Source organism: Sphingobium sp. CR2-8 (assembly GCF_035818615.1).
Taxonomy (GTDB): domain Bacteria; phylum Pseudomonadota; class Alphaproteobacteria; order Sphingomonadales; family Sphingomonadaceae; genus Sphingobium.
On the sequence record NZ_JAYKZY010000002.1, the window covers coordinates 2,804,671 to 2,830,099 of the forward strand.

Consider the following 25,429-nt stretch of genomic DNA (forward strand, 5'->3'; position numbering starts at 1 on the left):
AACATGACCGCCCCCCTCCCCGAGCGCTGGCGCCAGCATCTCGCGCTCGACCGACGGCGCTCGATCCATACGGTGCGCGCCTATGTCGCAACGGCCGAGCGGCTGATCGCCTTCCTCGAACGCCATCATGGCGAAGCGGTGACCCCCGCCACCCTGGCCCGGACCGAACAGGCGGACCTGCGCGCCTTCCTCGCGAGTCGGCGGACCGACGGCATCGGCAATCTGTCGGCCGCGCGCGAACTCTCCGCCGTCCGCGGTTTCCTGAAGTTCGTCGGTGGCGACAACGCCCGCGTGCCGCAGCTCAAGGGACCGCGGGTCAAGCGCGGCCTCCCCCGCCCCATCTCCCCCGACGAAGCCGTCGCGCTGGCGCAGGACATCGCCGAAACCGCGCGCGAAGGCTGGATCGGCGCGCGCGACTGGGCGGTGCTGCTGTTGCTCTACGGCGCGGGGCTGCGCATCGGCGAAGCGATGGGCCTCAACGGCGACATATTGCCGCTCGACACCACCCTGCGCGTCACCGGCAAGCGCAACAAGACCCGCATCGTCCCCCTGCTGCCGCAGGTGCGCGCCGCGATCGAGGCCTATGTCGAAGCCTGTCCCTATCCACCGGCGCGAGACGAACCGCTGTTCCGGGGCGCACGCGGCGGGCCGCTGTCGCCCGCGCTCATCCGCCGGGCGGTGCAGGGCGCGCGTGGACGACTCGGTCTGTCGGACCGCACCACGCCCCATGCGCTGCGCCACAGTTTCGCCACCCATCTGCTGGGGCGCGGCGCGGACCTGCGCTCGCTGCAGGAATTGCTCGGCCATGCCAGCCTTTCCTCGACCCAGGTCTATACCCAGGTCGACGCCGCCCATCTGCTCGACATCTATCGCAACGCCCACCCCCGGGCATGAAACCGCCATTATGGCGCCCTATTTCTCCACCAGCCTGCGTCGCATCCCCACGGGAGAAACATGCGATGATGCTCCGTCTGGTCCTGGCATTGCAGAGCGTCGGCACAACTGGCATCCCGCCCGACTTCGACCTGAAAAAGGTCAAACCCTCCCCCGATGCCGACGCCATCGTCGTCACCGGGCGTCGCCAGAGCTAGCGCATCGATCGTGAGCCGATCAGTACGGAACCGCCGCTGGGCCGGGCGGAAACGGGATTGTTCGGCAACGCAAAAGGAAACCTCCATGTCGAAAGCCAGAGCTTCGGCAATGGCACCACTTCCCAACGGGTAATGGTGGAGATGAAGATCCGCTTCTAACCCTTCGGCCGCCAGGTCGCGAGCCGCCAGAGATAGGCTACCACCGCGATCACGACGCAGGCGGTCGCGACAGGGCCGACATAATGGTCGATGTCGCGGAAATGCTGCCCCAGCAGATAGCCGGCATAGGCCAGGATGACGTTCCAGATCAGCGCCCCGGCGCAGGTCCACAGCAGGAAGCGGACATGCCCCATGCGGAACAGTCCGGCGGGCAGCGAGATCATCGTGCGGAAGGCGGGCATGAAGCGGAAGACGAAGACGACGATCTGGCCATATTTCCCGAACAGCCGGTCCAGCGCCTCGACATCGCGCCACTCCAGCGTCGCCCATCGGCCATAGCGATCGACGATCGGCTTCAACCGGTGAAAGCCCAGCAGATGGCCGACCAGATACCAGACATAATTGCCGATCGTGGTGCCGATCGTCCCGGCGAGCAGCAGCCAGCCCATGTCCATCCGCCCCTGTCCGACGCGGATGCCGCCAATGCCCATGATGAGTTCGGACGGGATCGGCGGAAAGACATTTTCCAGGATCATCAGCAAGCCGATGCCCCAATAGCCGCCCGCATCGATCAGGCGCAGAACCCAGTCGGTCATGCAATGTCACTCACTTGGTTCTTGAAGGGCATAGGCACCGGATAACGCGCCACCCTCTCTTCCGTTCGCCCTGAGCCTGTCGAAGGGTCTTACTTTTCTTCAACAGCAGTGAAAGGCTTCGACAGGCTCAGCCCGAACGAATCTGTGATGTCACGTTCAGCCCGCCACGCGCGCCGCCAGCCGGGCGTCGATCGCGTCCCAGATCATGCCGCCGGTGTCGATCCCGTCGAAAGCGTCGATCGACACGAGGCCGGTCGGCGACGTCACGTTGATTTCGGTCAGCCACTCGCCGCCGATCACGTCGATCCCCACGAACAACAACCCGCGCGCCTTGAGTTCCGGCCCCATCGCCGCGCAGATTTCGCGTTCCTTGTCGGTCAGTTCGGTCTTGGCCGCCGATCCGCCGACCGCCAGGTTCGACCGGATTTCGCCCTTGCCAGGAATACGATTGACCGCGCCCGCCACCTCGCCATCGATCAGCACGATGCGCTTGTCCCCCTGCGCCACGCCGGGGATGAAGGCCTGGACCATGAAGGGTTCGACCCAGGACGCCTTGAACAGTTCCACGAGCGACGACAGGTTCGATCCCTTGCTGTCGACATGGAACACCGCCACGCCGCCATTGCCGTACAGCGGCTTCACCACGATCTCGCCATGCTCCTCCAGAAATTTCCGGGTCGCGCTCAGGCTGCGCGTGATCATGGTCGGCGGCATGAAGCGTGCATAGTCCAGCACGAACAGCTTTTCCGGCGCATTGCGGACCGATGCGGGATCGTTGACCACCAATGTTTCGGCCTGCACCCGCTCCAGCAGATGGGTGGCGGTGATGTAGCTGAGGTCGAAGGGCGGGTCCTGCCGCATCCACACGACATCGACGTCGCGGCCCAGGTCCAGCACTTCCCAGTCGCCATAGGCGAAATGATCGCCTTCCTGCTTCTGGACCTTGACCGGCCGCGCCATCGCCCACACCCGGCCACCCTGAAACGTCAGGTCGGGCGCCAGATAATGATAGAGCCGGTGCCCCCGCGCCTGCGCCGCCAACATGATGTGAAAGGTCGAATCGCCGCCGATCTTGATGCCCTCCATCGGGTCCATCTGCATCGCGACGGTCAGGGGGTTGAGTTCGGTCATGCGCGTCATTCCCTTAAACCGTTAGGTTCGAGCAGCTTCGAGCTTGTCGAGAAGCGCCCGTCGAGAAACTTTCTCGACTGCGGTTCTCGGCTTCGCTCGAACCTCCGCTCGAAGCGAACGGGATTGATGGATGGGCGGTTTTCACCCCCCATGCCAGACATTGGCCAGATGGCGCGGCGCGCGGCCGGGCGCAAGGAGGATGACGTCGATTCGCATGTCGTCGCCCGGTTTCGCTAGCTCGTGCCATAGGATTTCGGCCGCCCTGGCGACCCGCGCCAGCCGCCGCTCGTCGATCGACCGGTCCAATTCCGCGGCGCTACCCCGCGCTTTCACCTCGACGAATGCCAGCATCGCGCCCCGCCGCGCGACCAGGTCCACCTCCCCCGCTGCCGTCCGCATCCGTCGGCCGACGATCTGCCAGCCCTTCAGCCGCAGCCACCAGGCGGCGATGCGTTCGGCCTGCCGCCCGCGCTTCTCCGCCGCCGCTCTTGTCACCCCTTCAATTCCGTCGCCCGATCATAAAGCGTCCGCCGGTCCAGCCCCAATTTCTTGGCGACCTCGCCTGCCGCCTTCGACACCGGCAGGCGCGTCAGCGCCTCCAGCAGCGCCACGTCGGCATCCTCCGCGCTGGCGGGCGGTGCTTCACCCGGCGGCCCGACCGTCACCACGATCTCCCCCTTGGGCGGGGCGTCGGCATAGCGGGCGGAGAGTTCGGACAAAGTGCCGCAGGCCGTTTCCTCGAACGTCTTGCTGATCTCCCGGCTGACCGCCGCCTCCCGATCGCCCAGATGCGCGGCCATGGCCGACAGGCTGTCCGACAGGCGCGGCCCGCTTTCGTAGAAGACCAATGTAGCCCGCAACGCCGCCACCTCGTCCAGCACGTCGCCCCGCGCCTTCGCCTTACTGGGCAAAAATCCCATGAACAGGAAACGATCGGTCGGCAGCCCCGACAAGGTCAGCGCCGCGATCGCCGCGCTGGGTCCGGGCAGCGTCGTGATATTGCGCCCCGCCGCCCGCGCGTCGCGCACCAGCTTGTAGCCCGGATCGGAAATCAGCGGCGTCCCCGCGTCCGACAGCAAGGCCACCGATTCGCCCGCCATCCGCTCGACCAGTCGCTGGCGTACATTTTCCGCGCTATGGTCGTGATAGGGGACCATCGGCCGGTCCGATCCGGCATGGCGCAGCAGCCGCGCGCTCACCCGTGTATCCTCCACGGCGACCACATCGGCCAGTCGCAGGACCTCCGCCCCGCGCGGCGTAAGGTCACCAAGGTTGCCGATCGGCCCCGCGACGATATAAAGCCCAGGCTCTAGCCCAGAAGTTCGAGTTTCCATAAGGACGCCAGATGACAGAGACGGATGCCCCCCGGCAAGCAAATGTGTTCGCGGCGGTGAAGCGCGGCGCGCGTTGCGCCTTCATGGGGGCCGCGCTGTTCCTGGCCGCCTGTCAGTCGATCGTGCCCAAGGGGCCGGGACCGGTCGCCCCGACCGGCCCGACCCGGCCGACCGGCCCCGAAGTGGTGCAGGGCCTGCCCACCGACGCGACGCGCCATCGCGTCGCGCTGCTGGTGCCGATGAGCGGCGCCAATGCAGGCGTGGGCCAATCGATCGCCAACGCCACCACGCTGGCGCTGATGGATACGAAGACCGACCGGGTGCGCATCACCACTTACGACACCGCGCTGGGCGCGGCGGCGGCCGTGAACCGGGCGCTGGCTGACGGCAATCGCCTGATCCTGGGGCCGTTGCTGGCCGAAGACGCCCGCATCATCGGCCCGATCGCGGCGCGCGCCAATGTGCCGGTCATCAGCTTCTCCAACGACGCCAGCATCGCGGGCAGCGGCGTCTATGTGCTGGGCTACAACACCGCCCAGTCGATCGATCGCGTCATCGGCTATGCCAAGGACAAGGGCCTGTCCCGCTTCGGCGCGCTGGTGCCGCGCGGCGTCTATGGTGAACGCGCGGGCAACGCGCTGCTGCGCGCCGTCGAACAGTCCGGCGGCACGGTGGTGTCGATGCAGACGTTCGACCGCAGCCCGGCGTCGATCGCCGCCGCGGTCAAGGCGTTGCAGGCATCGTCCAGCTATGACGCGCTGCTGATCGCCGACAGCGGCCGGGTCGCGTTGCAGGTCGCACCGATCGTGCGCAAAAATGGTGGTGCGACCGCGCGGCTGCTCGGCACCGAATTGTGGAATACGGAAGGGACGCTGGCCGCCAGCCCGGTGCTGCGCGGCGCCTGGTTCGCCAGCGTGTCCGACGCGCTCTACCGCCAGCTCGCGACCAAATATCGCGCCCGCTACGGCAGCGCCCCCTTCCGCCTGTCCTCGCTCGGCTATGATTCGGTCCTGCTGACGGTGCGGATCGCGCAGGACTGGAAGCCCGGCGCACCCTTCCCTGCCGCGCGTCTGCGCGATTCGGGCGGTTTTTCCGGCATCGACGGTGCGTTCCGCTTCAACCGCGCAGGCGTGGCCGAACGCGCGCTGGAGGTCAGCGAAGTCGGCGCTGGCGCGGTCACCGTGGTCGAACCCGCCCCGCGCAGCTTCGGGGAATAATCCCCAGGCAGGGCGTCAGAGGGGCGCGCTTGATAGCAGCGCGTCCCGCCGCGCCAGCACGACGATCGGCAGGCCCGCTTCCCCGCGCGGGTCGCGGCCAGCCGCGTCGGCGCGGAAATGGTGACGAGCAGCGGGCAACCGCTCAACACCGCCTTCTCCACCAGTTCGTAGGAACAGCGCGAAGACAACAGCGCGAAGCCGCCGTTCCAACCCGCCGCCAGATAAGCCATCGCGCCGATCAGCTTGTCGAAGGCGTTGTGCCGCCCGACATCCTCCCGCACCAGCCGGATCGCACCGTCCGCCCCGACCCACGCGGCAGCATGGGCAGCGCCGGTGGCGGCGTTGAGCGGTTGATGATCGCGCAAAGCCTCCAGCGCCCAGAAGATCGCCGTACGATCCGCCCGCGACTTTGCCGTGACCGGCGGCAACGGCCGGATCGCCTGCTCCAGATTTTCGATCCCGCAAATGCCGCAGGAGGATTCGGACGCGCGATGCCGCACCCGCTCCAGCAGCGCGTCGGTGCGATCGGGCGGCAGGGTGGCGCGCGCCACGATGCCCTGCTCCGTACGGTGGGTGTCGACATCGAACGGCGCATCGCCCGGCCCGATCAGCCGCTCGGCCAGCGCGAAGCCTAACACCAGATCGCCGATATCGATGGGCGTCGCCATCAGCACCGCATAGCCGATGCCGTTGAACTCGATCGCGACCGGCACCTCTTCCGCCAGCGCGCGATCGATCGACGCCGTGGCCCCATCGGGCGTCAACCGGTCGAAGGTCATGTTCTGGCGGTCGGCATCCATCATCCCGGCGTAGCGAGGGATCGCTCCCCGCTCAACCGGCGTCGCAATGCCCTGCTTCGTCCACAGCATTGAACTGCGCGGCATCGACATGCGGCGCCGCCCGCCCCTGCGCCATCCGCGCGACGGCGGCGGCGACGGTGGGCGACAGGCGATCCGGCTGCTCCTGCGCGATGGCGACGATCTGCACCTTCATGCGCGGGTCCCAATATCGGGTCAGATGTTCGGCCAGCGCTTCCACGGCCTTGTCCTCGCCCATGCTCGCCAGATTGCGGGCGATCTGGTGCGCCATATAGACCAGCCGGTCCGTGGTGGACATGACATGCGTGTCGTCGCTCATCGCCCCCACCTATTCCGCCGCTTCCAGCGGGGCGATGCGGCGGCTGGTCCGGGCCTGCTCCGCATAGTCCTGCTGCCAGTCGCTCGGCCCGTTGGACGCCATCACCTGCACCGCCGTGACCTTATATTCGGGGCAGTTGGTGGCCCAGTCGCTATAGTCGGTCGTGATGACATTCGCCTGCGTCTCGGGATGGTGGAAGGTCGTATAGACCACCCCCGGCGCGACCCGCTCGGTGATGAGCGCGCGCAGCGTCGTTTCCCCCGCCCGGCTGCGCAGCGTCACCCAGTCGCCATCCTTCAGGCCGCGATTGTCCGCATCGCTCGGATGCATCTCCAACCGATCCTCCGGGTGCCAGGCGGTATTGGCGGTCCGCCGCGTCTGCGCGCCGACATTATAGTGCGACAATATGCGCCCCGTCGTCAGCAGCAGCGGGAAGCGCGGCCCGGTCTTCTCGTCGGTCGGCACATAGTCGGTGACGACGAACTTGCCCTTCCCCCGCACGAAGCCGTCCCGGTGCATGGTCGGCGTGCCCGTAGGCGCACTATCGTTCGCGGGCCATTGCAGCGACCCTTCCGCCTCCAGCCGATCATAGTTCACGCCCGCAAAGGTCGGCGTCAGCGCCGCGATCTCGTCCATGATTTGCGACGGATGCTCGTAGGTCCAGTTAAGGCCCATGGCGTTCGCCACCAGTTGCACGATCTCCCAATCGGCATGACCGTTCAGCGGAGCCATCACCTTGCGCACGCGCTGGATGCGGCGCTCTGCATTGGTGAAAGTGCCGTCCTTCTCCAGGAAGGTCGATCCGGGCAGGAAGATATGCGCATAATTGGCGGTTTCGTTCAGGAACAGATCCTGCACCACCACGCATTCCATCGCCGCGAGGCCCGCCGCGACATGGTGGGTGTTGGGATCGGACTGAAGGATATCCTCCCCCTGCACGAACAGCCCCTTGAACGTGCCGTCGGTCGCCGCGTCCAGCATATTGGGGATGCGCAGCCCCGGCTCGGCGTCCAGCGCCACGCCCCAGGCCTGCTCGAATAAAGTGCGCGTCGCGGTATCCGACACATGGCGATACCCGCTGAACTCATGCGGGAAGCTGCCCATATCGCACGCCCCCTGCACATTATTCTGCCCCCGCAGCGGGTTCACGCCCACGCCCTCGCGCCCGACATTGCCGGTCGCCATGGCGAGGTTGGCGATCGCCATCACGGTCGAGCTGCCCTGACTATGCTCGGTCACGCCCAGCCCATAATAGATCGCGCCATTGCCGCCGGTGGCATAGAGCCGCGCCGCCGCACGCACTTCGTCCGCCTTGACCTCGGTCAGCGGCTCGATCGCTTCGGGGGAACGCGCAGGTTCTGACACGAACTCCGCCCAGTCGGCAAACTCATCCCAGTCGCACCGTTCGCGGATGAAAGCCTCGTCGTAAAGCTTCTCGGTCACGATCACATGCGCCATTGCAGTCAGCATCGCGACATTGGTGCCGGGCCGTAAGGGCAGATGATGCTCCGCCTCGACATGGGGCGATTTCACCAGATCGGTCCGGCGTGGGTCCATGACGATCAGCTTCGCCCCCTGCCGCAGTCGCCGCTTCATGCGCGACGCGAACACCGGATGCCCGTCGGTCGGATTGGCCCCGATCACCAGAATCACATCGGCCTGCATCACGCTGTCGAAATCCTGCGTCCCTGCCGATGTGCCGAATGTCTGGCTAAGGCCATAGCCGGTCGGCGAGTGGCACACCCGCGCGCAGGTATCGACATTGTTGTTGCCGAACCCCTGCCGGATCAGCTTCTGGACCAGGAACGTCTCTTCATTGGTGCAACGGCTGGACGTGATCCCGCCGATGGAGCGGGTGCCATATTTCGCCTGGATACGCCGAAACTCGCTCGCAGTATAAGCGATCGCCTCGTCCCACGATACTTCGCGCCACGGCTCGCTGACCGACGCGCGGATCATGGGATTGAGGATACGGTCCTGATGCTGGGCATAGCCCCACGCGAAGCGCCCCTTGACGCAACTATGGCCGCGATTGGCCTTGCCGTCCTTCCACGGCACCATCCGCACCAGTTCCTCCCCCCGCATTTCCGCGCGGAACGTGCAACCCACGCCGCAATAGGCGCAGGTGGTGACGACGGCGCGGTCGGGCGTACCGATCTCCACCACTGCCTTCTCGATCAGGCTGGCGGTCGGGCACGCCTGCACGCACGCCCCGCAGGACACGCATTCGGACCCCAGAAAATCCTCGCCCTGCGACGCCGAAACCTTCGAATCGAACCCCATCCCCTCTATGGTCAGCGCGAACGTGCCCTGCACCTCGTCGCAGGCGCGCACGCAGCGCGAACAGACGATGCACTTGCTGGGATCGAAATCGAAATAGGGGTTCGACTGGTCCTTCGCCTGCCCCATGTTGGTTGCGCCGTCATAGCCGTAGCGCACGTCGCGCAGGCCCACCGCCCCCGCCTGATCCTGCAATTCGCAGTCGCCGTTCGCGCCGCAGGTCAGGCAATCGAGCGGATGGTCGGAAATATAGAGTTCCATCACCCCGCGCCGCAATTGCTTCAGCCGGTCGGTCTGCGTGCGCACGACCATGCCGTCTGCCACCGGCGTGGTGCAGGAGGCGGGATAGCCATTGCGCCCCTCGACCTCGACCAGGCACAGGCGGCACGACCCGAAACTTTCGACGCTGTCCGTCGCGCAGAGCTTGGGGATCGACCCGCCGGTCAGCGACGCCGCGCGCATGATGCTGGTGCCTTCGGGCAGGGTGACGCTCTGCCCGTCGATGGTCAACGTAACGGACCTGCCTGTGGCGATGGCCGCCGGGGTGCCATGATCGGTTTCGCGGGTGAAGCTCATTCCTCCGCCTCCTTGATGGGCGCAGCAGCGCCGAAATCTTCGGGAAAATGGTCGAGCGCGCTCAGCACCGGATAGGGCGTGAAGCCCCCCAGCGCACAGAGCGACCCATATTTCATCGTATCGGCCAGATCGCGCAACAGGCTGGTCTGCGCCTCGATCGACACGTCGATCCGATCCGGCGCGCGGGAATAAAGGGCTCTGTTCAAATACCCCTCCCCCGTTCGGGCCGAGCCTGTCGAAGCCTTCCCCATATCTTCAAGGCAGGAAAGCCCTTCGACAGGCTCAGGGCGAACGGAGACAGAAGCATCGCGCGCGCCGATGATCCGGTCCATAATCTCCACCCCGCGCGTCGATCCGATCCGGCAGGGGGTGCATTTGCCGCAACTTTCCGCAGCGCAGAACTCCATCGCGAAGCGCGCCATATGCGCCATGTCGACGCTGTCGTCGAACAGCGTGATCCCCGCATGGCCGATCAGCCCGCCCGCCGCCGCGAACGCCTCATAATCGAACGGGAGATGGAACATGCTGGGCGGGAAATAGGCGCCCAGCGGCCCACCCACCTGCACCGCGCGCACCGGCCGCCCGCTCGCCGTGCCGCCGCCGATGTCGTTCACCAATTCGCCCAGCGTGATGCCAAAGCCGATCTCGTACAGCCCGCCATGCCGCACATTGCCCGCCAGCTGCACCGGCATCGTGCCCCGCGAGCGCCCGAACCCGACCGCCGCATAGGCCTCCGACCCCTCCGCCAAAATGAAGGGCACCGCCGCCAGGCTCAGCACATTGTTGATGACGGTCGGCTGACCGAACAGCCCCTTGAGCGCAGGCAAGGGCGGCTTGGCGCGCACCTGTCCGCGCTTACCCTCGATCGAATTGAGCAGCGCCGTTTCCTCGCCGCAGACATAGGCCCCCGCCCCCTCCCGCACCTCCAGCGTGAAGGGCGCGACGATAGCCTCCGACGCGTCGATCGCAGCCCGCATGGTCGCGATGCAAAAGGGATATTCCGACCGGATATAGATATAGCCATGGCCCGCGCCCACCGCATGGGCCGCGATCGCCATGCCCTCGATCAGGCAAAAGGGGTCGCCCTCCATCAGCATCCGGTCGGCAAAGGTGCCGCTGTCGCCCTCGTCCGCATTGCAGACGATATATTTGTCCCCGGCCGGCGCATCCAGCACCGTCTGCCATTTGATCCCGGTCGGAAAACCCGCGCCACCACGCCCGCGCAGCCCCGACGCCTTGACCGCATCGACCACGGCTTGCGGCTCCGAGGCCCGCGCCGCGTCCAGCCCGGCCCAGCCGCCATGCGCCGCATAATTGTCTAGGCTCAGCGGATCGATGACCCCGCAGCGCGCAAAGGTGAAACGCTGCTGTCCGGCAAAGAAGGGCAGCGCATCGACCTTGCCCAGCCGCGCCGCATGGCTGCCATCCAGCACCGCCGCCACATCGCCCGGCCCGACCGGCCCAAATCCGATCCGCCCGTCCGCCGTCTCCACCTCAACCAGAGGCTCGATGCTGAACAGCCCGCGCGATCCGGTCCGCACTACCTCGCATCCAGCCTCGGCGAAGGCGCGCGCCACGTCGTCCGCGCCCAGTGCGATCGACGCCATGTCCCGGCTCACATAGACTTTCATGCCGCCACCTCCAGCGCGATCCGCTCCAGCGCCGCCGCGTCGATCCGTGCGACCGGCCGCCCATCGACCAGCGCATTGGGGCCGATCGCGCACAGGCCCAGGCAATAGACCGGTTCCAGCGCCACCTGACCGTCGCTGCGCGTCTCACCCATCGCCACGCCCAGCCGCCGCGCCGCCGCCGCCTCGATCGCCGCGCCGCCGCGCGCCTGGCAACTTTCCGCCCGGCACAGCTTCACGACATGCCGCCCCGGCGCGACCCGCCGAAAATCATGGTAGAAGGTGACGACGCCATGGACATCCGCGCGGCTGAGATTGAGCGCCTTCGCGATCACCGGCACCCAGGCGTCGTCAATATAGCCCGCTTCTTCCTGCATCGCGTGGAGCAGCGGCAACAGCCGGTCGCGCGTCGCGCCATGGCGCACGGTCCATGTGCCGATAAACTCTTCCATCACACCCTGCCTTTTGGCTCTGTTTTGCGCATCATCCTGCGCGAGGGGCCATCAGGGGGTCAAATCGAAGTCGTCCATCTTCGATAGGAAAATCCTATCAAGCGATCCGGAAGCCCGGCGGCAGGCGCAACTCCCGCGCGACACGCAGCACCGCCTGTGCCAGCGGTCCCATAGGCGCACTGTCGGACACGATGACGCCGATCCGGCTTCCTTCGTCCATGTCGGGCATAGGCACCGTCCGCGCCCAGGCGAGCCCCGCCAGCAAGGTCGCATGACTGTCGGGAATGATCGAGCAGAGTCGCCCCTGCTGCACCAGCCCCAGCAGCGCGACATAGGAGTCCGCCGTCACCAACGGCCGCAGCGCCAGGCCGCGCTCGGACAAGCGGGCGTCCAATATGCGCCGGTTCTGCATCCCCTGATGCAACAGGCAGAGCGGCAAGGTCGCCAGCGCCGCCCAATCCAGCGGATCGGGCACCGCCACGCCGTCGATCGCGCTGACCAGCATCGTCCGTTCGACATAGAGCGGCACGGCCAGCGCATGGGCGGGCGGCTCGAAATCCAGATAGGTCAGTCCTGCGTCCAGTTCGAACGCCGCCAGCTCCCGCTCGATCTGCCGCGACGTCAACGCGCGGACGGAGACGTTCAGGCCCGGATGCCGCGCCTGCATCGCCGCGACCAGGCAACCGATGGCCGGCATCGCCGCCGGGATCGCGCCCAGCCGCAATTCGCCTTTCAGCGGCCCGCGCGCCGTTTCCGCCGCCTGCCCCAGCGCTTCGGCCGCCGCGACCAGTTGCCGCGCCCAGGGCAGGATCGCATCGCCCTCCGCCGTCAGCCCGCCATATTTGCGGTCGCGCCGGATCAGCCGCTTGCCCAGTTGCGCCTCCAGCGTGGCGATGCCCGCCGACAAAGTCGGCTGCGACACGTTGCAATGCGCGGCGGCGCGCGCAAAATGGCCTTCGCGCTCCAGCGCCAGAAAATATTCGACAAGGCGGGTCTGCATATCGCCCACCTTATGCCTTATAGAGCATGGCTATCAAGGGAGCGGCGATGGACGAGCGAAGGATATTGGGCGCGATACTGGCCGGCGGCCGTTCCAGCCGCTTCGGCAGCGACAAGGCGATGGCGCGCATGGCCGATGGCCGCACCCTGATCGACCATGCGATGGCGGGATTGTCCCCCCATGTCGCGGCGATCGTCATATGCGGGCGGGAAGGCGGCCTGCCCGATCGGCCTGCGCCCGACATGGGGCCATTGGGCGGTCTCAATGCCGCGCTCCATCATGCGCTGGCCCACGGCTTTACCGGCGTCCTGACCAGCGGCTGCGACATGCCCGTCTATCCCGCCGCCTTGCCCGCCGCGCTGATCGGCATGGGCGCGGCCATCCTGAAAGGGCAACAGTTGCTCGGCTGGTGGCCCGCGACACTCGCGCCCGCACTCGACACGCATCTGGCTGCGGACAACAACCGCTCCATCCATGGCTGGCTGGATCATATCGGCGCGCGGGTGGTGGACATGCCGGACCTCATCCTTCCCAACATCAACCGCCCTGAGGATCTGGCGCGCCTCGCGCCATAGCCCCAAAGCATCGGCGAGCCAGCGCCAACCCTTGCCCCTGCGCGCTGCACCGCCTAGATTGCAGGCCCGCTATACCGAAAGGATCGCCGTCATGGATATCAGCCTGAACGCTCAGCGCCCCCGCTTCGCTTTCAGGAAAGATATCGTCCATGCCTGCCATCACACTTTCGAAACTCGGTTGGTCCGCGCCTGACGGGACGCCCGTCCTCTCCGGTCTGGACTTCCGCTTCGTCCCCGAACGCATCGGCCTGATCGGCCGCAACGGCGTCGGCAAATCGACCCTGCTCGCCCTGATCGCCGGCGAGCGAAAGCCCACGCAGGGACAGGTCAGCGTCACCGGCACGCTCGCTACCTTGCGCCAGACGCTCGCGCCCGATCCCCACCAGTCCATCGCCGACCTGTTCGACCTGCGCGCGTCGATCGCCCTGCTGGACAAGGCGGAAGGCGGCCACGCGTCGATCGCGGAACTGGAGGCATGCGACTGGACCCTGCCCGCGCGATTGGCCGACGCGTTGGCGGACGTGGGACTGACGGCCGATCCGACGACGCCGCTTGCCCGGCTTTCGGGCGGCCAGCGCACCCGCGCGGCGCTGGTGGCGGCGGTTTTCGCCCGGCCCGACTGGCTGCTGCTGGACGAACCGACCAATCATCTGGACGCGGAGGGTCGCGATGCCCTTGCCGCCCTGCTCCAGCGCTGGCGCGGCGGCGCGATCGTCGTCAGCCACGACCGCGCGCTGCTGGAACGGATGGACGCCATCGCGGAACTGACGACGCTGGGCATCGCCCGCTTTGGCGGCAACTGGTCGGCCTGGCGGGCGCGCAAGGATGTCGAACTGGCCGCCGCTAGGCATGCGCTCGACCAGGCCGATCGCCAGGCGTCGGACCTTGCCCGCAAGACCCAGATCGCGACCGAACGCCAGCAGAAACGCGACGGCGCGGGCGCACGACGGGCGGCAAAGGGCGGCATGCCGCGCATCCTGCTGGGGCGGCGTAAGCAGCAGGCGGAACAATCCAGCGGCGATGCCGCCCGCCGCGCGCAACAGCAAGCGGCGGAGGCGCAGGCGACAATGGCAGAGGCACGCGCCAGGATCGAGATCCTCGATCCCCTGCGGATCGCCTTGCCCTCCGCCAACGTGCCGCCGGGGCGCATCCTCGTCACGCTCGACGATGTCACCGCGGGCCATGATGCCGACGATCCACCGCTTCGTGGGATCAACCTCACCATCGCCGGGCCGGAGCGGATCGCCATCACCGGTCCCAACGGGTCAGGCAAATCGACGCTGCTGCATCTGATCGCGGGTGATCTGGCGCCGATCGCCGGTCATATCCACCGGCCGGTGGATTGCGCCCTGCTCGATCAGGACGCCAGCCTGCTCCTGCCGCACGCCACAATCGCCGACAATTTCGCTCGCCTGCATCCAGGCGCCACCCGCAATGCGGTCCATGCCGCCCTGGCGCGCTTCCGCTTTCGCGCCGATCTGGCGCTGCAACGGGTGGACAGCCTGAGCGGGGGGCAAAGGCTGCGCGCGGCGCTCGCCTGCGTGCTGGGTGGCGACAGCCTACCGCCGCTGCTGTTGCTGGACGAGCCAACCAATCATCTCGACCTCGATTCGATCATGGCGATCGAACAGGGCCTAGTGGCTTATGACGGCGCGCTGCTGGTCGTCAGCCACGACCCCGCATTCCTCGACGCGATCCGCATCACGCGGCGGATCGCGCTGGGCGGTCCCTAAGCCGTCAGTGGGCGGCGGAGGTGTCGACAGGCCTGGTCGGACGCGGCGCTATCCAGACGACGACCGCCGCCGCGAACAGGACCATGCTGGATACGACGAACACATGGTCGACCGCCATGGCGATCGCTTCCTTCTCGACCAAGTTGGAAATCGTCTGGCGCACCTGCTCGGGACCCAGGCCGATGCCCGACAAGAGCGACTGGGTGGCATCGGGTTGGAGGTTTGCCGCCAGTTCGTTGCGCGACACGCGCTGCGAATCGCCCCAGATGGTCAGCACCAGCGATGTCGCGATCGCGACGGCCATCGTCCGCACGAAATTCTGCAACCCCGCCGCCGACGCCGTTTCGTCGGGCCGTACCGATCCCAGCGTCAGGGTCGTGAGCGGAATGAAGAAGAAGGGCAATGCGAAACCCTGGACGAACTGCGGGATCAGCATGCTGCCGAAATCGATACCGCTGGTCCAGTGACTACGCACCAGCGACATGACGCCCAGCCAGGCGACCGCAAAGGAAATCAGGAAGCGGGGATCGACCTTCGTCATCAGCTTCGCCGCCACCGGCGCCGTGAACAGCGCAGCCAGCGCCGTCATGGCCGTCACGATGCCCGCCAGCGTCGCGGTATAGCCCATCGACGTCTGCAACCATTGCGGGATGACGACGATGCCCGCAAAATAGGCGCCGAAGCAGAGCGACAGGGTGAACACGCCGGAACTGAAACCGACATGGCGAAACACCCGCAGGTCGACCACCGGATGTTCTTCGGTCAATTCCCATATGACGAACGCCAAGAAACCCACGACCGCAAGCACCGCCAGGACGACGATCAACGGATCGGCGAACCAGTCATGATCGCGCCCGATATCCAGCATGATCTGCAGGCAACCGATCCAGAATATCAGCAGCATCAGGCCGATCTTGTCGATCGGCACTTTGGCCGTATCCGTTTCCACCGGCCGCAGCAACGCCTGGGCCGCGAACACGCATAGGACCGCGATCGGCAGGTTGATGAAGAAGATCCAGTGCCAGCTCCAATTGTCGCTGATATAGCCGCCGATGATCGGCCCCATCGCCGGTCCCATCAGCGTCGTCATCGCCCATAGGCCCATGGCGCGCCCGCGCGTTTCGGGGGGAAGATGCGCATCAGCAGCGTCTGCGACATGGGCATGATCGGCCCGCCGCATACGCCCTGCCCGATGCGGCAGGCGACCAGCATGCCCAGCGTGCCGGACAGGCCGCACAGCACCGAAAACAGCCCGAAACCGACCATCGCCAGCGTGAACACCCGCACCACGCCGAACCGCTGCGCCAGCCACCCGGTCAGCGGCACGCAAATGGCTTCGGCCACCGCATAGGATGTGATGATCCACGTCCCCTGATCGGGCGAAATGCCGAGATTGCCGGCGATATGCGGCACGGAGACATTGGCGATGGTCAGGTCCAGCACCACCATGAAATTGCTCATGGCCAGCACCAGCCCCGCCAGGGTCCGGCGGCGCGGGGAGAGTCGCGAAAAAATATTGTCGTCGCCGCTCATCGCCCGGGCGTTCCTTATTCTCTTGGCCTTATCTCTTGGCCATATTGATCGGCCTTATTGGTCGGAAAGATCGATCTCGACATCCATGGACAGGCCCACGCGCAACGGATGTGCCGCCAGTTCCTTGGGGTCGAGCGCGATGCGCAGCGGCAGGCGCTGCACCACCTTGATCCAGTTGCCGGTCGCATTCTGGGCCGGGATCAACGACAGGGACGATCCGGTGCCGCCGGAAAAGCCGACGACCTTGCCATGATAGACGACGTCGCCGCCATAAAGGTCCGACGTGACCGTGGCGGGCATGCCGACTTTCACGCCGCGCAGCTGGCGCTCCTTGAAATTGGCGTCCACATAGACCTGGGACAGGGGCACGATGCTCATGATCGGGCTGCCCTGCGCCACGCGCTGGCCGACCTGCACCTGCCGCTTGGTCACGATGCCGTCGATCGGCGCGCGGATGACGCTGCGGTCCAGGTTGAGGCGAGCCGAATCCAGCTTCGCCTGCGCCGCCATGACCGCCGGATCGGTGTCGATCGTCGATCCGCGCACCAGTGCGTCGTTGGCTTCCAGCTGGCCGCTGGCCGCGCTACGCGTCGCCTGCGCTGTCTGCACGCCGGCCCGCGCCAGATCCAGCGCCGCCCGCGCCGCTGCATAGCCCTTGCGCGCGCTCGTCACCTCGTCACCCGACACCGCGCCATCGCCGACCAGCGCCTCGCGCCGTTGCAAATCGACCCGCGCCTTTTCCAAGTCCGCCTGCGCCGTCGCCAACTGCGCGCGCGCCTGCACGATGTCCGCGCCGCGTGCGTCGACCTGCGCGGCCAGCGCCGTGCTGGTCGCCGACGTCTGGCGGAAACGGCGCTTGGCTTCGGCCAGTTCGGCCTGCGCCTGTGCCACCGCGATCTTCGCGTCGGTGGGGTCCAGCTTCACCAATATGTCGCCGCGCTTCACCGCCTGCGTATCGCTGACCAGCACTTGCGTCGCCTGCGCCGACATGAGCGGCGTCACCTGCGCCATTTCGGCGTTCACATAGGCATTGTCGGTGGCGACATGATTGCGCCCCACCAACAGATACCAGATGCCCCACAACACGCCCAAGACGATGACCGCCAGGCCCAGCCGGATCAGCCAGGTCTTGCGCGCGGACGGGTTGCCCGCTTCCTGCGGCGCGTCGTGGCTGTCCTGGGCGGCGTTATCGGATGTGGCGTCAGCCATGGGGTTGATCCTTGGACTGGAAGTCGCTGGCGGCAAAACCGCCGCCCAGCGCACGGATGAGGGCAATATCGGTGGAAAAGGCGCTGGCCTCCAGCCCGGCGAGGGACTGTCGCGCGCCCAATAGCTGGTCCTCGACGTTCAGCACGTCAAGATAGGTGGACAGGCCGCCCTTGTAGCGTTTCTGCGCGATGGCATAGGCGTCCTGCGACGCCGTGACCGCCGCGCGCGCATCGACCAGCCGCTGGTCCAGCGTCCGGCGCATGGTGACGGCGTCGGCCACCTCCTGATAGGCGGTCAGCACGGTCTTGTCGTAACTGGCGACCGCCTCGTCATACGTGGCGCGCGCGCCACGATACTGGCCCTGCAACGCCCCGCCATGGAAGATCGGCAGGCTGATCGCGGGGCCGACATTGCCGAACAGCGATCCCTTGTCGAACAGGCTGTTGATGAACGGCTTGGGCGCGCCGGTCGCCGACGTGCCGGTAAAGACCGTGTCATAGCCCAGCGACTGCACGCCGATCAGCGCGCTCAGCCGCACGGCGGGAAAGAAGTCCGCCCGCGCCACCTTGATCCGCTTGGCCGCCGCTTCCGTCCGGGCCAGCGCCGCAGCGATGTCGGGACGGCGCGCGACCAGATTGGTCGTGACATCGGCAGGCAGGCCCAGCGGCGCCAGCGCGCCGATCTTGGGCCGCGTGATCGACAGGCCGCGATCCGGCCCTGCGCCGATCAGCGCGGCGATCTGATGCTGGCGCAGTTCGATCGCCATGGTCGCGGCGCTCAGTTGCGCGCGCGCCGACGATACGGTGGCGTCCGCCTGCCGCACGCTGCCGCGAGTGTCGAGGCCGTTGCGCTGCCGATCGGCGGCCAGCTTCTGGCTCGCCATCCGGATGTCGAGCGTCTGCTGCGCGATATCCGCCTCGTCATGCAGTCGCGCCAGGTCGGCATAGGCGTCGGCGATACCCGTGGTCAGCGCCAGCCGCGCCTGCTGTGCATCGATCTGCGCCGCGCGGGTTTCCGACGTGGCGGCAGCCAGCGCCGCCCTATTCCGGCCCCACAGGTCGAGGTCGAAGCCCAGATCGAGCGCCACGCGCCCGGTGCCCAGCCACCCCTTCGGCACGAAATTGCGGGGCTGACCCATATTATAGCTTTGCTTGGTCGCCGCCGCGCTCGCATCCAGGTCGGCCGATGGCAGCAACGCCGCGCCCGCCTGCTGCGCCATGCCCGCCGCCTTGCGGAAACGGGCGCTGGCAGCGGCGACGTCGGGCGACGCGCGCAACCCTTCGGCGATCAGTTGGTCCAGTTGCGGGTCGCCATAGGCGCGCCACCAGCCATCGCCCGGCCAGGCAACCGGGGAAGCCGTCAGGCTGCGCGCCGCCGCGACGCTGGCGGGTGCGCGCAGTTCCGGCTTTGCGCCCAGATCGGGGACAGCCGCGCAAGCCGCCAGCAACAGAAGGGAAGACGCCATGCCACCCGTTCGGGCGGCCAGGGTAATGCGACTCACGGACATATCAAACCGTACCACCTAGTATGAAAATTGCACTTGCCGCCCATGACCGACCTTGTCAACCGAAATAGCGTACTCTATGGTACGATTTCATGACAACCGCCGTAGCCCCTGCAGCCCCCACTAGACGGGAAGCCCGCCGCCAGGATCGGCGTGACGCGATCCTGACCGTCGCCCAGACCTATTTCCTGCAACATGGCTTTGCGGACACGACCATGTCCGGCATCGCGGCGGAACTGGGCGGGTCGAAGGGCACCTTATGGAATCACTTTCCGTCCAAGGAAGCCCTGTTCGCTGCCGTCGTGGAACGCGCCGCCAAGGCCTATCAGGCGCGGCTGTCCCAGATACTGGACCCGTCCAGCCCCCTCAAACAGACCTTGCATCGCGCCTGTCATAGCCTGATCGAAAAGATCACCGCGCCCGAAGCCAGCGCGCTGCACCGACTGATCGTCGCCCAGGGCCGCCGCTTCCCGGAATTGAGCCAGATATTCTTCGATCTGGCGCCGCAGAATACCCGTCTGTTGCTGGCGGAATTTCTGCGTGGGGCGATGGCGCGCGGGCAGTTGCGCTCAGCCGACCCGGTCGACGCCGCCCGCGCTCTGATGTCTCTTTCGATGTCCGGTTGCCACCAGCAGATGCTGATCGGGCGGATCGATCGCGCTGCACCCGACCAGATAGAGGCTGACGCCGCTTTTGCCGTCGATATCTTTCTGCGCGCCTACGCGCCCGCGACGGATGCTCCGTCGGCCTGATGCGGCGGTCACCGGAAAGGGGCGATCTATTCGGTAACGCTCTATGGTGTCGGCAATCCCATCTCCTCACATGCCGCCCCAGCGCCATCGCCCACCGGACATAGCGCATAACCCCGCCCCTTGACCGTGCGGAGCATCGCCATGCCGAAGCCGCGATCCAGCTTGCCGCGCAGCCGCGACATATGCACTTCGACGCTGTTGGTGCCGGGGTCGAAATCCAGCCGCCATATGGCGCGCAAAAGGTCCGTTCGACTCACCGCCTGCCCCGGTCGCCGCGCCAGATACAGCAGCAGCTCATATTCCCGCGCCAACAGCGCGATGGTGCGACCATCGCGTTCGACCCGCCGGTCGACCAGCCTGATTGTCAGGTCGCCCAGCGTCAGCCGGGGCTGCCCCGCATCGGTCAGGCGGATGATCCGCGCCACCGTCTCCGCCTCATGCATCCAGGGGCCGACCACTTCCTGCATGCCGTCTTCCAGCGCGCGGGCGCGGGCGGCGGGATCGTCTATGTCCTGCCACAATATGGTGGCGTCGCCGACGCGCACCAAAGGCGGCCGTTGGAGCCCCGGCCGGATCGCCAGTTCCACGCCGCGCGCGCTGAGCGCCCGTGCGACCGGGGCGAAATCCGCGCCTACGCCATGACATTCCACCCTGTTGCCCACACTTGGTCCGTCATGTCTTCGTCCGACATATTCGACCGGGCGCCAGCGTCAAAAACAAGCCATTTCATGTCCATTATGGAGGCTTCGCAACGCCGCCTCGCTGGCATGGCGCACAAGCGGACTGGAATTGCGTGTGCCCTGCTCGGCATGCGTCAAGCGGTCCCTGGGGTCGGTCAGCGTCGTCCCGATCGCCTGCCAGGCGGTGCAGCGCATGGCGTCCACCGGATGGCCTGCCGCGAAATTCCAGGCTAGGTCGATCGCGTTGCCGGTGCCGCATCCGACCGCCAGTTCCAGCAATAACTGGGCGCTTGCCACCGTCATGCATTCGGCGATGGCCCCGCGCGCCGTGTCGAACCGATATTGCCGCCGCCACCCCTGATCGGGCGCGCTGGCCAATATGTTGAGCGACACCGACAGCGACTCCGCAGGCAATTGCGCATGCACGTCGCGATTGGCGCGATAGAGCAGCATCTTTCCTTCGGACAGGCTGCTGCGTTCGACGAAGCGCAGCGACACCGCTTCCCCGTCCGCGCCGATGACGTCGCCCGGATCATAGGCATAATAATCCGACGCATAGCCGGGCCCCAGATAGCCGACGGTCAGGAAATCGAAGCTATGATCATGCGGCACATGGTAGAGGAAGGCGGACGGCCCGCTCGACCGCACCACATGGTCGCGCTCGGCCGGCCAGAAGGCGGCGCGCAGCACATAGCGATCGGTCGGTGGATGCAGCAGCACGACTTGGGCCGAATAGGGATTGACCCGCCTTTGCCCGGCGCAGCGATCCTTGAGTTCAGCTATCGCCAGGTCGGACAGGAAATCCCGGTTGCGCGACAAAGCATGCAGCATCGGCGCGGCCGCCGCCAATCCCTCTTCGCAGCGGGGATCGAAGGCGGCGCTTTCGCACCAGTCGATCAGCGCTTCCAGGTCGATGACCGTCCCATCCTCCAGCGGCGTCATCAGACGGGGCATGCAGCGCCTCCCGCCTGCGCAAGGGTCCGCGCCGCCAGTTCCCGCACGCTCTCATCCGTTTCCTTTTCTGCCATCACGCGCAACGCGGGCAGCGCGCCCCGCGTGTCGAGCGCCAGATATTCGCGCATCACCGCCCAGCGCTGGGCCGGCAGGGGCGCGTCCAGCGCCTGCACGAACTGATCCGCCGCATCGCGCCGCCGCTGCAATCGCAACAGCGAGAGCAACATCAGGGCGCGGGCATGCCCCTCATCCGCCTGCGCGCTGGCGATGGCCCGCCCGTCGTCGCAGCTATGCATGCGCGATCGGACCGGTCCCGGTGGTGCGATCTGGACACGCAACAGCATCAGCGGCGCATCGTCCGGGCACAGGCACAGCGCCTCGCGCCGCTCGTCCAGCATCACCACCTGCCCTTGCGCGCAATGCGCCGCGCCGACGGCCACGGCTCGGTCGCCCTCCAGCCGCCAGGCATCCCCGCACAGCGCCCGATTCAGCGGACGACACAGGCTGACTCGGCCGGAAAAATGCACGCGTTCGGCCCGTTTCCCGCCTCCATCCCATATCGTCGCCGTCATCCATATCCTCTCGGTGCGCGCGAGAACCAGATGGCGCGCGCCACCCTGCCGACTGGCGCGAAAACCCGGCAGATGCCTGGGGTCGGTCGCCATGGCATCCAGCTGTCCAGCCATCATCGCCTCGAACCAGCCGATATCGTCCAGGAACGGCCGTATCAGTCCGATCGCCTGTTGCAGCGGCACGGCGTCGGCCGCCACGACAGCCTCCGCCAGCGCCACCGGGATCATGCGTATGCGATCACCGCGATCACCACATCCATCACGCTGATTTCCAGCGCGTCGCGATCCTCCAGCCCGAACAGGCTGCCGCCTTGTGGCAGGTCCGCAATATCGTCGATGGCCAGTTGCACGATCTGTTCTGGCATAGGTCGCCTCCTCCGGTTGATACGGCTCAAAGGCTATGGCCCGCCGCATCAGCGAACCAATTAAATCGAATTAATCCTGCGGTGCGCCGTTAACCATTTCTTCGGTGCCCTTTCTTATCCTTGGTCGGCATCGGGGCCAGAATGGGGATAAGTGGACGACATGCCGATCTTCAAGCGCAATGGCCTCCACCATGTCGCACCGGACGACGCGCCCGGCGCGCGGCCAGACCGCCGCCTGCGCCTTCTGCTGGTCGATGAAAATCCGACCGCGCGCGCCGTCGTCGCGCGTCGCCTGTCCCATCTCCATTACGACGTCGTCCTCGCCGAAAACGGCTTCGTCGCGCTCAACCAGTTGGTCGTCCGACCGGTCGACATCGTCCTGATCGACATGAGTGTGACACTTCTGCCCGCCGTCGCCACCATGCGGAAGATCCGCGCCGCCAACCTTGCGGGCAACGCCTGTTTCGTCATGATCGCCGGTCGGCAGGATAGCCAGTCCGTGGTTGAGGCGCTGGAGGCGGGGGCAGACGACCATATCGTCAAACCCTTCGACTTCGACGTGCTGGACGCGCGCATCCGACACCTGTGCCAACGCGCGGAAAAGATCGGCGCGCTCGCCCGCCACAATGCCGAACTGGACGCGCGCATCGCCCGCCGCGCCGTGGAACTGGGCGAAACCCGCGAAGCGCTACGCGAAATGCAGGTCGATCGCGCGCGGCTCGTCTCCTCGATCCAGGCGCTGCATGACGAGGTCGAACGGCTCCAGGCCGGTCAGGGCTGAAGCACGACCCAGAGGGTCAGCCCCTCGCCCCGTTCCTCTGGCGGGCCATCCGCCACGATACGCGCCGCATCGGCCCGCGCCCGGTCTAGGATCGCCATCGGCACATCCGGCGCATGATAGAGGCGATCGGCCTGCGCCAGCATACGCGCGTCGCGCAGGCTGAGATCATCCGGGTCGCCCGACCGCAGGCGCAGGAGATAAAGTTCGCTGACATCGCTATCCGCCGCATCCGCCAGCCAGAAGTCCACATCGGGATCGAAACCCAGCGGATCGATCGCCCCGCCCGGCGCCAGCCCCTTCGCGATCGCCTGGCGTCGTTGGGACGCATCGGGCCATAACCGCCGTAACTCCCCCCGCGCTGCGAATAAGGCCTGCGCCAGATCACCGAGCCGTGCAGGGATCATCGCCTCCAGCCGTTGCCGCAACGCCGCCGCCAGCCCCGCCGAAGCGCCGCCGGTGCCGATAGCGATCAGCACCGGATCGCGATCCACGATCGCAGGCAGCGTAAAATCGCACAGGTCCGGCATGTCGGTCGCATTTACCAGCACGCCCCGCGCGCGCAGCCGGGTCACGGTCGCCGCGTCCCCATCCGCTACGATCGCGATCCGGGCACCGGCATCCTCCTCACCGACGACGATCGCGCCCGCCCGTTCCAGCAATCGGCGCTTGGCGTCCGCCGCCTCACCCTGCCCGGTCAGGATCACCGACCTGCCCGCCAGTTTCAGGAAGACGGGCAGGCTCTGCATCAGTCGCCGATCCAGTCGGGGATGATGTCGCCGTCGATCAGCGCCTGGATCGGCGGACGTTCGCGCACCACCGCCCATTTATCGCCCGACACCAGCACTTCGGGGGTCAGCGGCCGACTGTTATAGGTGCCCGCCATGGTCGCGCCATAGGCACCCGCGGTCATGAAGGCGACCAGATCGCCCGCCTGCACCACATCCAGGTCGCGATGCATGGCGAAGGTGTCGCCCGTCTCGCACACCGGTCCCACCACATTGGCGGTTTCGCGCGCGCCCACGGGCTTCACCGCGCGGATATCATGCCAGGCGTCATAGAGGCTCGGCCGCAACAGATCGTTCATCGCCGCGTCCACGATGACGAAGGGCGATTGCGCGCCCTGCTTCACCCGCACCACGCGCGACAGCAGCGCCCCTGCATTGCCCACGATCACCCGGCCCGGCTCGAACATCAGCCGCACCGGCCAGCCCTGCGTCACGCGGCACACCATCGCGCCATAGTCGGCGGGACTGGGCGGCAAGGGCTGCGACGGATCATAGGGCACGCCCAGCCCACCGCCCAGATCGGCAGTGCGGATGTCATGCCCCGCCGCGCGCAGCGCCGCGATCAGTGCGCCCACCTTGGTGAAGGCGGCTTCCAGCGGCGCAAGGTCTGTCAGCTGGCTGCCGATATGTACGGCCACGCCCTGCACATCCAGGCCCGGCAGAGCGCGCGCGGCGGCATAGCTTTCCAGTGCGCGATCATAGGGAATGCCGAACTTGTTTTCCGACTTGCCGGTCGAAATCTTGGCATGGGTGCCGGCATCCACGTCCGGGTTGATGCGATAGGAGACCGGCGCGCGCTTGCCCATCGACAGCGCGACGTCGGACAGCATCTCCGCTTCCGGTTCGCTCTCCAGATTGAACTGGTAGATGTCGCGTTCCAGCGCCAGCCGCATTTCGTCCGCCGTCTTGCCGACGCCTGAAAAGACAATGCGGTTCGCAGGAATGCCCGCGGCGATCGCGCGCAGCAATTCGCCGCCCGACACCACATCGGCGCCCAGCCCCAGTTTCGCCAGCGTCGCCAGCACCGCGGCATTGGGATTGGCCTTCACCGCAAAGGCAATCAGCGGGTTGTCGAGCGCGCTCAGGCCTTCGCGGAAAACAGCAACATGGCGCTCCAGCGTCGCGGTCGAATAGACATAGACGGGCGTGCCGACGGCGTCGGCGATCACATCCAGCGGCACCTGCTCCACCTGCATGGCGCCATCGACATAGGTAAAATGATCCAAAGTCTGTTCCTGCGTCTTCGCTCTCTAGGGTGACATGCGTGAAACCAGTTTGATATCTATCTCCGTTCGCCCTGAGCCTGTCGAAGGGCTACTCTTCTCTCCAAGAAGGCAGGGCTTCGACAAGCTTAGCCCGAACGGCGCTGGTTTAAGGGTTCATAT

24 protein-coding genes and 2 pseudogenes are annotated in these 25,429 nt (G+C 66.7%); 7 read left to right on the forward strand and 19 right to left on the reverse strand.

From position 1 onward, the window contains the following. Nucleotides 1–3: 3 nt before the first annotated feature. Both U5A82_RS17695 and U5A82_RS17700 read left to right on the forward strand, forming a co-directional pair. Complete coding sequence (locus U5A82_RS17695) at nucleotides 4–894, forward strand: tyrosine recombinase XerC (RefSeq protein ID WP_326292187.1); 891 nt, start codon at nucleotides 4–6, stop codon at nucleotides 892–894. A 65-nt stretch (nucleotides 895–959) separates the two neighbouring features. Continuing rightward, on the forward strand, nucleotides 960–1,091 hold the full coding sequence (locus tag U5A82_RS17700) for a hypothetical protein (protein WP_326292188.1): 132 nt from the start codon (nucleotides 960–962) through the stop codon (nucleotides 1,089–1,091). Nucleotides 1,092–1,246: 155 nt separating this feature from the next. On the opposite strand, the gene U5A82_RS17705 is transcribed toward U5A82_RS17700, so the two are convergent. From U5A82_RS17705 to rsmI, 4 genes are all read right to left on the reverse strand, one after another. After that, a complete protein-coding gene (locus U5A82_RS17705) occupies nucleotides 1,247–1,846 on the reverse strand; it encodes a DedA family protein (RefSeq protein ID WP_326292190.1) in 600 nt (199 codons plus the stop codon). A gap of 156 nt (nucleotides 1,847–2,002) precedes the next feature. Continuing rightward, nucleotides 2,003–2,977 carry a glutathione synthase gene (gshB, locus tag U5A82_RS17710; protein ID WP_326292191.1) on the reverse strand — a complete coding sequence of 325 codons (975 nt, stop codon included), beginning with the start codon at nucleotides 2,975–2,977 and terminating at the stop codon, nucleotides 2,003–2,005. 141 nt (nucleotides 2,978–3,118) lie between these two features. Next, nucleotides 3,119–3,472 (reverse strand): YraN family protein, encoded by a 354-nt coding sequence (locus tag U5A82_RS17715; protein WP_326292193.1) that lies wholly within the window; start codon nucleotides 3,470–3,472, stop codon nucleotides 3,119–3,121. Beyond that, nucleotides 3,469–4,311, reverse strand: a complete 843-nt coding sequence (gene rsmI / locus U5A82_RS17720) for a 16S rRNA (cytidine(1402)-2'-O)-methyltransferase (RefSeq protein ID WP_326292195.1) — start codon at nucleotides 4,309–4,311, stop codon at nucleotides 3,469–3,471. The genes U5A82_RS17715 and rsmI overlap by 4 nt, the downstream gene beginning before the upstream one ends. Nucleotides 4,312–4,322: 11 nt before the next feature. Between rsmI and U5A82_RS17725 the strand changes: the two genes are divergently transcribed. Continuing rightward, entirely contained in the window at nucleotides 4,323–5,528 is a 1,206-nt protein-coding gene (locus tag U5A82_RS17725) for a penicillin-binding protein activator (RefSeq protein ID WP_442802185.1), read from the forward strand. A 15-nt stretch (nucleotides 5,529–5,543) separates the two neighbouring features. Here the strand turns inward: U5A82_RS17725 and fdhD are convergent. The 6 genes and pseudogenes from fdhD to U5A82_RS17755 form a co-directional block, all read right to left on the reverse strand. After that, nucleotides 5,544–6,331: pseudogene (fdhD, locus tag U5A82_RS17730) on the reverse strand (formate dehydrogenase accessory sulfurtransferase FdhD). Nucleotides 6,332–6,359: 28 nt separating this feature from the next. After that, the gene (locus U5A82_RS17735) at nucleotides 6,360–6,665 is read right to left on the reverse strand and encodes a formate dehydrogenase subunit delta (RefSeq protein WP_326292197.1); all 306 of its coding nucleotides are present in this window, start codon (nucleotides 6,663–6,665) and stop codon (nucleotides 6,360–6,362) included. A 9-nt stretch (nucleotides 6,666–6,674) separates the two neighbouring features. Further along, nucleotides 6,675–9,521, reverse strand: a complete 2,847-nt coding sequence (gene fdhF / locus U5A82_RS17740; RefSeq protein ID WP_326292198.1) for a formate dehydrogenase subunit alpha — start codon at nucleotides 9,519–9,521, stop codon at nucleotides 6,675–6,677. Beyond that, the gene (locus U5A82_RS17745) at nucleotides 9,518–11,152 is read right to left on the reverse strand and encodes a formate dehydrogenase beta subunit (RefSeq protein ID WP_326292199.1); all 1,635 of its coding nucleotides are present in this window, start codon (nucleotides 11,150–11,152) and stop codon (nucleotides 9,518–9,520) included. Before U5A82_RS17745 ends, fdhF begins: the two co-directional genes overlap by 4 nt. Then, the gene (locus tag U5A82_RS17750) at nucleotides 11,149–11,601 is read right to left on the reverse strand and encodes an NAD(P)H-dependent oxidoreductase subunit E (RefSeq protein WP_326292200.1); all 453 of its coding nucleotides are present in this window, start codon (nucleotides 11,599–11,601) and stop codon (nucleotides 11,149–11,151) included. Before U5A82_RS17750 ends, U5A82_RS17745 begins: the two co-directional genes overlap by 4 nt. Nucleotides 11,602–11,698: 97 nt before the next feature. Beyond that, complete coding sequence (locus U5A82_RS17755) at nucleotides 11,699–12,601, reverse strand: LysR family transcriptional regulator (protein ID WP_326292202.1); 903 nt, start codon at nucleotides 12,599–12,601, stop codon at nucleotides 11,699–11,701. 47 nt (nucleotides 12,602–12,648) lie between these two features. Here U5A82_RS17755 and mobA point away from each other — a divergent pair, with 47 nt between their 5' ends. Together mobA and U5A82_RS17765 are read left to right on the forward strand one after the other, a co-directional pair. After that, a complete protein-coding gene (gene mobA, locus U5A82_RS17760) occupies nucleotides 12,649–13,176 on the forward strand; it encodes a molybdenum cofactor guanylyltransferase (protein ID WP_326292983.1) in 528 nt (175 codons plus the stop codon). A 149-nt stretch (nucleotides 13,177–13,325) separates the two neighbouring features. Beyond that, nucleotides 13,326–14,909 carry an ABC-F family ATP-binding cassette domain-containing protein gene (locus U5A82_RS17765; RefSeq protein WP_326292204.1) on the forward strand — a complete coding sequence of 528 codons (1,584 nt, stop codon included), beginning with the start codon at nucleotides 13,326–13,328 and terminating at the stop codon, nucleotides 14,907–14,909. Between the two features lie 4 nt (nucleotides 14,910–14,913). Here U5A82_RS17765 and U5A82_RS17770 read toward each other — a convergent pair. From U5A82_RS17770 to U5A82_RS17780, 3 genes and pseudogenes are all read right to left on the reverse strand, one after another. Then, nucleotides 14,914–16,442: pseudogene (locus U5A82_RS17770) on the reverse strand (DHA2 family efflux MFS transporter permease subunit). 54 nt (nucleotides 16,443–16,496) lie between these two features. Then, complete coding sequence (locus tag U5A82_RS17775) at nucleotides 16,497–17,651, reverse strand: EmrA/EmrK family multidrug efflux transporter periplasmic adaptor subunit (RefSeq protein WP_326292206.1); 1,155 nt, start codon at nucleotides 17,649–17,651, stop codon at nucleotides 16,497–16,499. Continuing rightward, on the reverse strand, nucleotides 17,644–19,158 hold the full coding sequence (locus tag U5A82_RS17780; protein WP_326292207.1) for an efflux transporter outer membrane subunit: 1,515 nt from the start codon (nucleotides 19,156–19,158) through the stop codon (nucleotides 17,644–17,646). Before U5A82_RS17780 ends, U5A82_RS17775 begins: the two co-directional genes overlap by 8 nt. 89 nt (nucleotides 19,159–19,247) lie before the next feature. Here U5A82_RS17780 and U5A82_RS17785 point away from each other — a divergent pair, with 89 nt between their 5' ends. Then, nucleotides 19,248–19,907 (forward strand): TetR/AcrR family transcriptional regulator, encoded by a 660-nt coding sequence (locus U5A82_RS17785; RefSeq protein ID WP_326292208.1) that lies wholly within the window; start codon nucleotides 19,248–19,250, stop codon nucleotides 19,905–19,907. Nucleotides 19,908–19,948: 41 nt separating this feature from the next. Here the strand turns inward: U5A82_RS17785 and U5A82_RS17790 are convergent, their stop codons facing one another. Genes U5A82_RS17790 through U5A82_RS17805 form a run of 4 tightly spaced genes read right to left on the reverse strand, consistent with a single transcriptional unit; the run spans nucleotide 19,949 to nucleotide 22,478 of the window. Further along, a complete protein-coding gene (locus tag U5A82_RS17790; protein WP_326292210.1) occupies nucleotides 19,949–20,569 on the reverse strand; it encodes a winged helix-turn-helix domain-containing protein in 621 nt (206 codons plus the stop codon). A gap of 48 nt (nucleotides 20,570–20,617) precedes the next feature. Continuing rightward, nucleotides 20,618–21,541 carry a transposase gene (locus tag U5A82_RS17795; RefSeq protein ID WP_326292212.1) on the reverse strand — a complete coding sequence of 308 codons (924 nt, stop codon included), beginning with the start codon at nucleotides 21,539–21,541 and terminating at the stop codon, nucleotides 20,618–20,620. Next, complete coding sequence (locus tag U5A82_RS17800; protein WP_326292214.1) at nucleotides 21,529–22,341, reverse strand: hypothetical protein; 813 nt, start codon at nucleotides 22,339–22,341, stop codon at nucleotides 21,529–21,531. Before U5A82_RS17800 ends, U5A82_RS17795 begins: the two co-directional genes overlap by 13 nt. Beyond that, nucleotides 22,338–22,478: a hypothetical protein gene (locus U5A82_RS17805; RefSeq protein ID WP_326292215.1), complete on the reverse strand. Its 141-nt coding sequence runs from the start codon at nucleotides 22,476–22,478 to the stop codon at nucleotides 22,338–22,340. Before U5A82_RS17805 ends, U5A82_RS17800 begins: the two co-directional genes overlap by 4 nt. Nucleotides 22,479–22,638: 160 nt before the next feature. On the opposite strand from U5A82_RS17805, the gene U5A82_RS17810 reads away from it, so the two are divergent. Next, nucleotides 22,639–23,259 (forward strand): response regulator transcription factor, encoded by a 621-nt coding sequence (locus tag U5A82_RS17810; RefSeq protein ID WP_326292984.1) that lies wholly within the window; start codon nucleotides 22,639–22,641, stop codon nucleotides 23,257–23,259. Here U5A82_RS17810 and U5A82_RS17815 read toward each other — a convergent pair. Together U5A82_RS17815 and lysA are read right to left on the reverse strand one after the other, a co-directional pair. Then, nucleotides 23,250–24,005: a precorrin-2 dehydrogenase/sirohydrochlorin ferrochelatase family protein gene (locus U5A82_RS17815; RefSeq protein WP_326292217.1), complete on the reverse strand. Its 756-nt coding sequence runs from the start codon at nucleotides 24,003–24,005 to the stop codon at nucleotides 23,250–23,252. The genes U5A82_RS17810 and U5A82_RS17815 overlap by 10 nt on opposite strands. Further along, complete coding sequence (lysA, locus tag U5A82_RS17820; protein WP_326292218.1) at nucleotides 24,005–25,270, reverse strand: diaminopimelate decarboxylase; 1,266 nt, start codon at nucleotides 25,268–25,270, stop codon at nucleotides 24,005–24,007. Before lysA ends, U5A82_RS17815 begins: the two co-directional genes overlap by 1 nt. Nucleotides 25,271–25,429 lie beyond the last annotated feature (159 nt).

What these genes read in the sequence shown, in the direction of transcription:
- U5A82_RS17695 (WP_326292187.1), top strand. Translation starts at nt 4, where the DNA reads ATGACCGCCCCCCTCCCCGAGCGCTGGCGCCAGCATCTCGCGCTCGAC.
- U5A82_RS17700 (WP_326292188.1), top strand. Translation starts at nt 960, where the DNA reads ATGATGCTCCGTCTGGTCCTGGCATTGCAGAGCGTCGGCACAACTGGC.
- U5A82_RS17705 (WP_326292190.1), bottom strand. Translation starts at nt 1,846, where the DNA reads ATGACCGACTGGGTTCTGCGCCTGATCGATGCGGGCGGCTATTGGGGC.
- gshB (WP_326292191.1), bottom strand. Translation starts at nt 2,977, where the DNA reads ATGACCGAACTCAACCCCCTGACCGTCGCGATGCAGATGGACCCGATG.
- rsmI (WP_326292195.1), bottom strand. Translation starts at nt 4,311, where the DNA reads ATGGAAACTCGAACTTCTGGGCTAGAGCCTGGGCTTTATATCGTCGCG.
- U5A82_RS17725 (WP_442802185.1), top strand. Translation starts at nt 4,323, where the DNA reads ATGACAGAGACGGATGCCCCCCGGCAAGCAAATGTGTTCGCGGCGGTG.
- U5A82_RS17735 (WP_326292197.1), bottom strand. Translation starts at nt 6,665, where the DNA reads ATGAGCGACGACACGCATGTCATGTCCACCACGGACCGGCTGGTCTAT.
- fdhF (WP_326292198.1), bottom strand. Translation starts at nt 9,521, where the DNA reads ATGAGCTTCACCCGCGAAACCGATCATGGCACCCCGGCGGCCATCGCC.
- U5A82_RS17745 (WP_326292199.1), bottom strand. Translation starts at nt 11,152, where the DNA reads ATGAAAGTCTATGTGAGCCGGGACATGGCGTCGATCGCACTGGGCGCG.
- U5A82_RS17750 (WP_326292200.1), bottom strand. Translation starts at nt 11,601, where the DNA reads ATGGAAGAGTTTATCGGCACATGGACCGTGCGCCATGGCGCGACGCGC.
- U5A82_RS17755 (WP_326292202.1), bottom strand. Translation starts at nt 12,601, where the DNA reads ATGCAGACCCGCCTTGTCGAATATTTTCTGGCGCTGGAGCGCGAAGGC.
- mobA (WP_326292983.1), top strand. Translation starts at nt 12,649, where the DNA reads ATGGACGAGCGAAGGATATTGGGCGCGATACTGGCCGGCGGCCGTTCC.
- U5A82_RS17765 (WP_326292204.1), top strand. Translation starts at nt 13,326, where the DNA reads ATGCCTGCCATCACACTTTCGAAACTCGGTTGGTCCGCGCCTGACGGG.
- U5A82_RS17775 (WP_326292206.1), bottom strand. Translation starts at nt 17,651, where the DNA reads ATGGCTGACGCCACATCCGATAACGCCGCCCAGGACAGCCACGACGCG.
- U5A82_RS17780 (WP_326292207.1), bottom strand. Translation starts at nt 19,158, where the DNA reads ATGTCCGTGAGTCGCATTACCCTGGCCGCCCGAACGGGTGGCATGGCG.
- U5A82_RS17785 (WP_326292208.1), top strand. Translation starts at nt 19,248, where the DNA reads ATGACAACCGCCGTAGCCCCTGCAGCCCCCACTAGACGGGAAGCCCGC.
- U5A82_RS17795 (WP_326292212.1), bottom strand. Translation starts at nt 21,541, where the DNA reads ATGCCCCGTCTGATGACGCCGCTGGAGGATGGGACGGTCATCGACCTG.
- U5A82_RS17800 (WP_326292214.1), bottom strand. Translation starts at nt 22,341, where the DNA reads ATGATCCCGGTGGCGCTGGCGGAGGCTGTCGTGGCGGCCGACGCCGTG.
- U5A82_RS17805 (WP_326292215.1), bottom strand. Translation starts at nt 22,478, where the DNA reads ATGCCAGAACAGATCGTGCAACTGGCCATCGACGATATTGCGGACCTG.
- U5A82_RS17810 (WP_326292984.1), top strand. Translation starts at nt 22,639, where the DNA reads ATGCCGATCTTCAAGCGCAATGGCCTCCACCATGTCGCACCGGACGAC.
- U5A82_RS17815 (WP_326292217.1), bottom strand. Translation starts at nt 24,005, where the DNA reads ATGCAGAGCCTGCCCGTCTTCCTGAAACTGGCGGGCAGGTCGGTGATC.